At 67.4% G+C, this 1,772-nt stretch carries 1 protein-coding gene and 1 pseudogene; one reads left to right on the forward strand and one right to left on the reverse strand.

Going from position 1 to position 1,772, the window contains the following annotated elements; genetic code table 11:
- Window positions 1-243 (reverse strand): annotated as a pseudogene (locus tag ACIPIA_RS15535) (methyl-accepting chemotaxis protein); the annotation flags it as partial.
- On the opposite strand from ACIPIA_RS15535, the gene ACIPIA_RS15540 reads away from it, so the two are divergent.
- Window positions 215-1,772: TolC family outer membrane protein (locus ACIPIA_RS15540; protein ID WP_400510854.1), on the forward strand; the 1,558-nt coding region annotated here is incomplete at its 3' end. The pseudogene ACIPIA_RS15535 and the gene ACIPIA_RS15540 sit on opposite strands and share 29 nt — an antisense overlap.

Below are 1,772 nucleotides of genomic sequence, written 5' to 3' on the forward strand. Positions count from 1 at the left end.
GACGCCCTCGGCGACCTGCCCGTTCGAGGTCGCGATCAGCGTCTTGATGTCCTTGGCGGCCTGGGCCGAGCGCTGGGCCAGCGAGCGCACCTCGGAAGCGACGACCGCAAAGCCCCGGCCGGCATCGCCGGCACGGGCGGCCTCGACCGCGGCGTTGAGCGCCAGCAGGTTGGTCTGGAACGCGATCTCGTCGATCACCCCGACGATCTCGGCAATGCGCAGCGACGAGCTCTCGATCCGCTCGATCGCACCGACCGTCGCCGTTCCGAGCCGCAGCTCGCCGGCGCCCCGTCTTCGATGCCGCGGCTCCCATCCTGTCCGAATTCCGTCGCCCGGAAGCATTCGTGTTCTGAACGTTTGCATTTCCGAAAGGAGGGTGTCGCATTTTTGCGGCAGGTTCCGACGGAAATGCTCCTGGCGCCGCCTGTGCGTTGGCGGACGGCATCAGGAAGGGTATGAAATCGAGACTTATGCCGAGGCTAGGGCGTGGCCTGGGCGCGACTTCAGTGCGCACACGAGGCGTCCAGTGAAAAGACGATACGACAAGATTTCCGGGTTCGGGCTCTCCGCCGTCATCGCTTTGGCGATTTCAGGTGGCTGGGTCTTGCCGGCGGGCGCCCAGTCGATGGATGCGGCGCTGGCCCGGGCCTATTCCGGAAACCCGACGCTCAACTCCCAGCGCGCCGCGGTTCGCGCCACGGACGAGAACGTTCCGCAGGCACTTTCGGGCTACCGCCCGCGCATCACCGCTTCCGCCGACATCGGCGCCAGCATCATCGACCAGCATCTTCCCGGGCAGCGCGACAGCACGTCGAGGCTCGCGCCCCGCGGCGGCGGCGTCCAGATCACCCAGAATATTTTCGACTCGGGCCGGACGCGCAATTCGGTCAGCCAGTCCGAATCGCAGGTGCTCGGCGCGCGCGCCACGCTTCGCAACACCGAGCAGAACGTCCTTCTCGATGGCGCGACGTCGTACATGAACGTTCTGCGCGACACGGCGATCCTCAATCTGAACCGGAACAACGTCGAGGTGCTGGAAGAGCAGTTGCGCCAGACGCGCGACCGATTTCAGGTCGGCGAGGTGACGCGCACCGACGTGGCGCAGGCCGAGGCGCGCTTGTCCCAGGCCCAGTCGCAGGCGATTCTCGCTGAGTCGAATCTCAAGACCTCGGTGGCGCGCTTTCGCCAGAACATCGGTATCGAGCCGCGTTCGCTGACGCCGGCTCGCCCGGTCGAGAACCTCCTGCCGAAGTCGCTGCCGACGGCGGTGGAGCAGGCGCTGGGCAACCATCCTGCGATCATCGCGGCGTTGCATGGCGTCGACGCCGCCGAGTTGCAGGTGAAGGTGACGGAGTCCGATCTCTATCCGACCTTCGGCGTCACCGGCACGGTGCAGCAGCGCTACGACAACCAGTTCTTCGGCGACAATCGCGTCTCGGCGAGCATCGTCGGCGCGCTCACGATCCCGATCTACGAAGGCGGCCAGGTCTATTCCCGCACACGCCAGGCCAAGGAAACGGCCGGCCAGCGCCGGATCGACGTCGACACCCAGCGCGACACCGTCCGCGCGGCGGTCGTCTCCGCCTGGGGCAGCCTGGAAGCCGCCAAGGCCCAGATCATCGCGGCCCAGGCGCAGGTCGAGGCAGCCTCGACCGCGCTGGCGGGCGTGCGCGAGGAGGCCAAGGTCGGCCAGCGCACCACGCTCGACGTGCTGAACGCGCAGCAGGAACTCGTCATCGCCCGGTCCAGCCTGGTGACGGCGCAGCGTGACC

Origin of the sequence: Allobosea sp. CER48 (assembly GCF_044752385.1) — a bacterium.
Lineage (GTDB): Bacteria > Pseudomonadota > Alphaproteobacteria > Rhizobiales > Beijerinckiaceae > Allobosea.